This window comes from Streptomyces sp. NPDC006197, from assembly GCF_040613865.1.
Lineage (GTDB): Bacteria > Actinomycetota > Actinomycetes > Streptomycetales > Streptomycetaceae > Streptomyces.
The window spans coordinates 32,789-40,501 of sequence record NZ_JBEXSZ010000071.1; the positions used below are offsets into that span (position 1 = coordinate 32,789).

Sequence of the window (7,713 nt, forward strand, 5' to 3'; positions counted from 1 at the left end):
ACGGTTGTGGGCGCGCCTTTCCAGGTGCGCCCACAACCGTCTCTGCCTCCTCGTGGGGTTCAGCCGGCCCAGACGTCCTCGACGTAGCGCCCGGACGCGACGAGCTCCGCGAGCCATGCCACGGCCTGCTCGTCGCTCGCACCGGTCCGCTCGCGGTGGATCGCCATGAACGCCTCCCGTACGGCGGGTGCCATACGGCGGCCGTCACCGCAGATGTAGACGCGGCCGCCGGCCTCCAGGACCGACCACACCTCCTCGCTCTCGCGGGCGATGCGCTCCTGGACGAAGCGGGCCCCGTTCTCGGGCGCGTGCATGAAGGTGGGGCGCATGCTGACGGCGCCGGCCGCCTCGGCCGCCTCGAACTCCTCCCGGTGCAGGAAGTCCACGTCGGGGTGGTCGCAGCCGAAGTAGCAGAGCAGGGTGCCGGTCGAGCCGGCGTGGTGGCGATCGAGGACCGCGCCGCGGAAGGGCGCGAGGCCGGTGCCCGCGCTGATCAGGATCACCGGCACGGAGGTGTCTTCGGGGAGGCGGAAGGACTCGCTGCACGGCAGGACCCGGGCCTGGATCACGTCGCCCGCGTTCACGGTCTGCAGGAAGTGCGAGGCGATGCCCCGGAAGGTGCCCTCGCCCGACCGGTGGGGCGCGGCGAGCAGCGACACCATCAGGTCGGCCTCGCCGGGCCGGGCCGCGGCCGACGACGAGATCGAGTAGTGCCGGGGACGCAGGACCGGCAGCAGCTCCAGGAAGCGTTCGAAGGGCAGCTCGCACGCGCGGTAGCGCTCCAGGAGGTCCAGGACGCTGAGCCCCGCCATGGTCACCTGCTCCCGGAAGGTCTCGGGAGCGGCGGTGGCGAAGGCGGTGAGCGGCTGCTTCTCGGGCGGGCAGGCGGTGTGCTCGGCGAGCACGGCGACCTGCTCCTGGGTGGCCGCGTCCTGGAGCTCGACGAAGTCGGTGAGGAGGCGGCGCAGGGTCAGCGGCCGGTCGACGGGCAGGGCGCCCCGGCTCCGGCGCCGGGCGCGCAGCCGGACGGTGCGGTCCAGGTCGAGGCCGAAGCGGTCGGCGACGCGCTGGACGAGGGCCTCGGAATTGCTGGGCAGGACGGCCAGGTGGTCGGCGGTGCGGTAGGTGACGCCCTCGGGCAGCCGGAGCCGCAGGAACCGCTTGGAGCGTCCCAGTTCGTGGTCGGTGTCGACGAGTTCGTACGCTTCGAGGACCTCCATCGGCCGGACGCCGTGGCGCTCGGCGAGGCCGCCGAGGACCGACTCGGAGGTGTCCTCCAACTCGTACAGCCCCTCGTCTTCCGTCTCCGGTGCGGGGTCGGCCGCTTCACCGGCGACCGCCTCGCCGTACTCGTCCAGGAGCGCCTTCCACAGGTCTTCCGTCCACTGGTCGACCGCTCCGCCGAAGTCGCCGGAGGCGTCGGCGCTGCCGCGCTCCAGGAGCGGAATGGCGCCGACGGCGGTCAGACGCTCGTCGATCAGGGTGGGGATCCGCTGGTAGGTGGCTGCCCAGTTGCGGTCGCCGACACCGAGGACTGCGTACCGCAGCCCGGTGAGCGAGCCGGGGGCGAGGTTCTCCAGCCAGGCGACGAACCCGGCGGCGTCGTCGGTGGGGCGACCGTTGTAGGAGGCGGCGACGATGACGACGGGCCCCTTGGAGCCGGCCAGCCTCTCCGTGTACGCGTCGAGGGGGGCGACGGACGGGGTGAAGCCGTGCTCCTCGCCGTCGGTGCCGAGGTCGCGGGCGATGCCGGCACAGGTGCCGAGGTTGGAGCCGTGCAGCAGGGTCAGCGCGGTGCCGCTCGCCCGGCGCGTCACGGCCGCGGTCCGGCCCGCGACAGGGGCGGCCGCCGTCGCGGCGGGCAGGCGCCGTTCGTCGCTGGTGCGGCGGGCGAGCCGCAGGCTGAAACCGTCGGGCTTGATGGTCAGCGTCGACTTGATCTTCATCTGGTAGTCGGTGTGGTCGATCAGGCGGTAGCGGTGCACCAGCAGGCCGAGCAGCAGGGTGGCCTCGTGCAGCGCGAACTGGCGGCCGATGCAGGCCCGCTCGCCGCTGCCGAACGGCTTGAAGGCGTGGACCGAACGGGCCGCCTCCCGCTCGGGGGTGAAGCGCTCGGGATCGAACAGCTCGACGTTCTCCCCCCAGGCCGCATCGCGGTGCAGGGCGGAGGTGATCACCATCAGCGACTCGCCCTTGCGCACGGGGTACTTGCCGCCGATGACGGTGTCCTCGATCGGCTCGACTGCGTACGCGGGCGCCGTCGGCCACAGCCGCAGGCTCTCGTTGAGGATCTGGCGGATGTAGGTGAGTTTGCCGATGTCCCCGTACTGGGGGTCCGGGGACTCGGCGTCGCCCCACAGGGCGTCCACCTCGGCCTGGGCCCGGGCGAGCACCTCCGGATGCTTGGTCAGGTAGTACAGGGCGAAGGAGAGCGCGCTGCTGGTGGTCTCGTGGCCGGCGATCAGGAAGGTGATCACCTGGTGCCGGATGTTGACGTCGTCCAGCGGCTCACCGGTGACGGGGTCCTTCGTGTGCAGCATCAACCCCATCAGGTCGTCCGTGCTGGTGTCGCCGGAGGCGCGGCGCTCCCTGATCACGTCGTCCACGAGGTCCACCATCAGGTCGATGTCCGCGCGGAACTGCTCGACCTTCTTCCTCTTGAACAGCTCGGAGCCCGGGATGGACTCGCCCTTCTCCTGGGCGAAGACGAGGGCCCGGGCCATCGCCTCGACGAACGGGTGCAGGTCGTTCCGGCGGAAGGACTGGAAGTCGTAGCCGAAGCCGCACAGGCCGATCGTGTCGAAGGTCAGACGGGTCATCTCGTCGGGCACGTCCACCGACTGCACCCCGGCCAGCCGGTCCCATTTGCCGATCAGCGAGCGGGCGACCTTGAGCATGGGGTCGTGGTAGCTGCGCATCGCGCCGAGCGAGAACGCGGGCATCAGGATGTCGTGGGCCTTGCGCCAGTTCGGTTCGTGGTTGTAGGCGGTGAACAGACCGTCCCCGGCCAGAGCTCGGACCTCGACCAGGTCGGCGTGGACGTGCTTGCGGAAGCGGGTCTCGTCCGACAGCTCGGTCACGAGGTCCAGGCCGCCGACCATGACGGTGTCCCTCCCGAAGAGCCGCAGCCGGTACACGGGCCCGAATTCCTTGAACTCCTTCAGCAGGTAGGCCAGGAAGTCCGCGCCCGCGGGAACGTTGAACGCGTGGCCTACGAGGGGCAGCGGGGGGCGCTCGGGGATCGCCCGCGCCGCACCTACGGACACCTGAGTCATGAGCGTGCCTTTCGTTGCACTCCAGCAGTCGCCAACCAACTTACACACGACTGTGTCAGGTGAACATGTCGGTTGACTGTATTGAGTGACACAGTCCATTGATGGAACTTGGCGACCTTGGAAAACGTCCGGCGGAAGCCGCTTGACAGGCGACATTGTCAGTCGACACGGTTGAACGACATGGTCAGTCGACCATGTCGAGCGCATGAGCTGTGCGCACTTCTCACCGAGCACATCGAGGTTTCCGCATGAACACCATGCTGGCCGGACGGCTGCGCCTGGACACCCGCACCTTCGCCGTCGAGGAGGTCCCGATCCCGGTTCCCGGCCCGGGCGAGGTCCTCGTCGAGGTGCGGGCCGCCGGTGTCTGCCTGTCCGACATCCATCTGATCGACGGCAGCCTGAGCCCCTTCTTCCCCGTGGACGCCGTCAAGGAATCCGGCGCCATCACCCCCGGCCACGAGGTGGCCGGCGTCGTCCACACCGTCGGCCCCGACGTGAAGGGCGACTGGACCCCCGGCCGACGGGTCGTGCTCCAGGCCGGGCAAGCGTGCGGCGATTGCGCCGACTGCCTGCGCCACGCGCTCTGCCGCCGGCCCCGGACCCGTGGAGTGGACTACGACGGCGGCTGGGCACAGTACGCCCTCGCCCGGGAGGACACCCTGCTCCCCATCCCGGACCACCTGCCGTTCGACCAGGCCGCGATCATCCCCGACGCCGTCTCCACCCCGTACGCCGCGATCGTGGACACCGGCGCCGTCCGACCCGCGCAGGCGGTCGGCATCTGGGGAGCCGGAGGCCTCGGCGCCCACGGCATCCGGCTCGCCCGTCTGGTCGGCGCCGCCCCCGTCATCGCCGTCGACCCGCTGCCCTCGGCCCGCGAGCGCGCCCTCCTCTTCGGAGCCGACCACGCGCTCGACCCCATGGCCGGAGACTTCGCCGAGGCGGTGCGCGAGGCCACGGCGGGCCGGGGCATCGACGTCGCCTTCGACTTCGCCGGTGTCGGAGCGGCCCGCGCCCAGGCCACCGCCGCCCTCGGCCCGAACGGCGTCCTGGTGCTCGCCGGCCTCACCCCGGAGCCGATCACCGTCGCCGACAGCATCGACTTCTGCTTCAACGTCCGACAGATCCGCGGACACTACGGCTCCGAGCCGGAACACGTGGAACAGCTCGTCGGACTGGCCGCGGCCGGTCGGATCGACCTCGGCCCCTCCGTCAGCGCCCACGTCCCCCTGGCCGAGGCCGCGGACGCCGTCGCCCGGCTGGAGAAGAAGATCGGGGACCCGATCCGCCTCGTGCTCATCCCCTGAGCAGGAAGGGCGGTGGCCGGCTCGCCACGCCCAGCGCGGCTGATCCGGCCACCGCCCCCGCCCTCCGGGGATCAACGGCACCCGTCAGGCGCCCTGCCCGCTGTCCAGCGCCGCGACCCTGCCGGCCACGATCACCGTGCTGAAGACGAACGTGATGGTCGCGTTGGCCGCCACCGTCCGGCGCATCTCCCGCGACATCACCGTGACGTCCGTCGTACCGAAGGTGGCCATGACCGACAGGGCGAAGTACACGTAGTCGGCCCAGGCCACCGTCTCATCACCCGGAAAGTCCAGCGCTGCCTCGTCCTCCACGAGGTTGTCTGCATGGAAAGCCACCGCGAAGGCGGCCGGCACGCAGATCCAGGCGACGACGAGGCCGAGCGCCATCAGGACCCGTACCGCCGCCGGGAAAGCGGAACCCAGATGCCCGGGACGCCAGACCGCCGACACCACGAGCGCCGCCGACGCGATGAGGACCGACACTCCCGGCCCCGGCGCGGTCCCCAGGAGATAGCGCTGCAGCACGGTGCCCCGCGCCTCCCGCCGGGCCCACAACCGGATCCGTCCCGGCGGTGCGGACGAGAAGGCCCTCAGCGTGACCACCAGGTGGCACAGCAGGTAGGCGAACAGCGCCACCACGCCCAGGTCGGCACTCGATGCGGACACCGACCCCGGCGCGAGAACCCTCAGCAGGCTGAGGAGCACGGCGACATGGGCACACGCCATCCTCGGGTGGTCGGACGGCTGATGAAGATTGCCACATGGACTCAAAGGCATTCTCTTCCAGGGTCGGCCCAGTGTCCTGCGCCGGAAAGGGCATAGAGCCTGCCTCTTGGAATTGCCATGCGCATGGCGCTGCATGCCAACTCGAAGTCGTGTGCCAGCGGCTGATCGAGCGGGTCGTGGGTCTCGACGACGCTGCGGTGCTGCTGCCCGGCTTCAACCGGGCCTCCCCAGCCGGGATGACGATGATCGATCCGCTCCACGGCTGAATCCACGGCGGACGCGGCCGGGGCGGCGGGCGTGGCGTCGGGATGTGGACGGGTTGTCGGGTGATGATGCCGAAGTGCGACTTGATCACGTGTCCTATGCGGTGGCCCGCGACAGCTTCGTCTCGACCGTCCAGCGGATCGGATCGGCCCTCGGCGCCGGGTTCGTCGACGGGGGCGTGCACCCGCGATTCGGCACCCGCAATTTCGTTCTCCCGCTGAGCGGCGGCACCTACGTCGAGGTCGTCACCACACTCGACCACCCCGCCGCCGACCGCGCGCCCTTCGGCCAGGCGGTCGCGCGCCGCGCCGCCGAGGGCGGCGGCTGGCTCGGTTGGGTGGTCTCCGTGGACGACATCGCCCCGGTCGAGGCCCGCCTCGGCCGCACCTCGACCGAGGGCCACCGGGTCCGCCCCGACGGGTTCGACCTGAGGTGGAAGCAGATCGGCCTGCTGGAGCTGCTGGAGGACCCGCAACTTCCCTATTTCCTGCAGTGGTTGGTCCCCAGCGAGGAGCGCCCGAGCGCCGACCCGCGCACCTCCACCACCATCCACGGAGTCTCCATCGCCGGCGACGCCGCCTCCATCGCCGAATTCCTCGGCGAACCGGCCGACCACCCCCTCGACCAGATCGACGTCACCTGGGTCGAAGACGAGGAACCGGGCCTGGTCTCGGTCGAGTTCGCCACCGCCCACGGCCCGGTCACGATCTGACCAGGGCCCCACTGCCCCGCGGGAGCAGCCGGCTGGGGTCTCCTGGCCAGCGCGTGTCCCTTTGACGGGAGGCGCGTCGCGGCGGACGATTCGGGGCCTCCCGGACTCCAGCCGGGCAGCTGGGCAGCCGGAGGTGCATCGGCGACGGCCGGTGGCTGAATACGCTCGAAGTGACGCGGGTCGGGCCGCCCGCACGCCCAAGACGGAGTCCAGCCCCGGCAGGGGGCCGGGACCGGACAACTGGTGCGATGTCCACGGGCAGCACCGTACGGATTGCAGAGGTCGGGCCTCGGGTGCTTCACGCAGGCCGGGCACAAGGTCCAAAGCCCCCCTTCCGCACCCGGACTCTTCACCCGGTCGGCGTAGTCCGCCTGGGGCGGCCGCAGGCGCCAGGCATGCTCGTCGAGGACGTGGCCACGTCGCGGTGCGTCAATGCCGGCAGGACGGCCGGACGCGGAGCAGCTCGGTCCGCAGGACGGGTGTGCCGTCGACCGGTGCCGGGTTCTCCGCGGTCGGCTCGATGCCTGCGGCGGCGATCTTGTCGAGTGTCGTCAGGCCATCGGGGCCGACCGTGCCGAACACCGTGTAGTTCGGTCGCAGTGCGGAGTCGCCGTAGACGACGAAGAACTGCGAGCCGTTCGTGTTCGGACCGGCGTTGGCCATCGCCAGCAGGCCGCGCCCGTAGAGACGGCGCGTGCCGGTGGGATCGGTGGGTGCGGGCGGCAGGTCCACCGGCAGCTCGTCCTTGTACTTGTACCCGGGGCCGCCCTCACCGGTACCGGTCGGGTCGCCGCACTGCAGGACCTTCAGCGTCGGATACGCCGTCAGACGGTGGCACACCGTACGGTCGTAGAACCCGTGTCGTGCCAGGTGCAGGAAACTCTGCACCGTGCACGGCGCCTTGGCCCGGTCCACGTGCAGCAGGAGCGAGCCCTGGCTGGTCGGAACCGCCATGTCCACCGTGCCGCGACTGGGGGTGCGCCGCGGGTCGGGCGGCAGCGGAACAGGGCGCGCCGGCGGCTCGTCCGGGGTCTGCGTGTACTGGCAAGGGCCGTGCGTGGTGCGTGGCGGGGCGCTGTCGGAAGCGGTGGCGACACTCCCCCCGGACACGACTAACGCCACGGCCGCGAATGCGCCGATCAGTGCTCGTTTCATCTTGCACGCCTCCCGAAGATCTCCAGGTCTTGGAGCGGTCGCAGTCTAGGGGGTGTCTTGTCGATCATGTCTCGAGCCAGATGAGGATGCTGGCGAGGGTGACGGCGGCGAGGTAGCGGTCGGGGCGTTTGTCGTAGCGGGTGGCGATGCCCCGCCATTGCTTCAGGCGGTGGAAACAGCGCTCGACGACGTTACGGCGCCGGTAGACGGCCCTGTCGAATCCGCAGGGCCGTTCCTGACGCCGTTTCCGGCCAGCAAGCTGGTCCACCCG

General features: G+C 70.8%; 6 protein-coding genes. 2 read left to right on the top strand and 4 right to left on the bottom strand.

All coding sequences use genetic code 11. The annotated features are described in order from the left end of the window. Window positions 1-59: 59 nt before the first annotated feature. Window positions 60-3,275 (bottom strand): cytochrome P450, encoded by a 3,216-nt coding sequence (locus ABZ318_RS22300; protein WP_356904228.1) that lies wholly within the window; start codon window positions 3,273-3,275, stop codon window positions 60-62. A 248-nt stretch (window positions 3,276-3,523) separates the two neighbouring features. Between ABZ318_RS22300 and ABZ318_RS22305 the strand changes: the two genes are divergently transcribed. Further along, entirely contained in the window at window positions 3,524-4,585 is a 1,062-nt protein-coding gene (locus tag ABZ318_RS22305) for a zinc-binding dehydrogenase (RefSeq protein ID WP_356904229.1), read from the top strand. 84 nt (window positions 4,586-4,669) lie between these two features. On the opposite strand, the gene ABZ318_RS22310 is transcribed toward ABZ318_RS22305, so the two are convergent. Further along, on the bottom strand, window positions 4,670-5,311 hold the full coding sequence (locus ABZ318_RS22310) for a DUF1345 domain-containing protein (protein ID WP_356904230.1): 642 nt from the start codon (window positions 5,309-5,311) through the stop codon (window positions 4,670-4,672). Between the two features lie 340 nt (window positions 5,312-5,651). Between ABZ318_RS22310 and ABZ318_RS22315 the strand changes: the two genes are divergently transcribed. Continuing rightward, on the top strand, window positions 5,652-6,287 hold the full coding sequence (locus ABZ318_RS22315) for a VOC family protein (protein WP_356904231.1): 636 nt from the start codon (window positions 5,652-5,654) through the stop codon (window positions 6,285-6,287). A gap of 429 nt (window positions 6,288-6,716) precedes the next feature. On the opposite strand, the gene ABZ318_RS22320 is transcribed toward ABZ318_RS22315, so the two are convergent. Next, entirely contained in the window at window positions 6,717-7,241 is a 525-nt protein-coding gene (locus tag ABZ318_RS22320) for a peptidylprolyl isomerase (protein ID WP_245389817.1), read from the bottom strand. A 265-nt stretch (window positions 7,242-7,506) separates the two neighbouring features. Continuing rightward, a partial coding sequence (locus ABZ318_RS22325; protein ID WP_356904232.1) for a transposase occupies window positions 7,507-7,713 on the bottom strand: 207 nt, incomplete at its 5' end.

What these genes read in the sequence shown, in the direction of transcription:
- ABZ318_RS22320 (WP_245389817.1), bottom strand. Translation starts at nt 7,241, where the DNA reads ATGGCGGTTCCGACCAGCCAGGGCTCGCTCCTGCTGCACGTGGACCGG.
- ABZ318_RS22310 (WP_356904230.1), bottom strand. Translation starts at nt 5,311, where the DNA reads ATGGCGTGTGCCCATGTCGCCGTGCTCCTCAGCCTGCTGAGGGTTCTC.
- ABZ318_RS22305 (WP_356904229.1), top strand. Translation starts at nt 3,524, where the DNA reads ATGAACACCATGCTGGCCGGACGGCTGCGCCTGGACACCCGCACCTTC.
- ABZ318_RS22300 (WP_356904228.1), bottom strand. Translation starts at nt 3,275, where the DNA reads ATGACTCAGGTGTCCGTAGGTGCGGCGCGGGCGATCCCCGAGCGCCCC.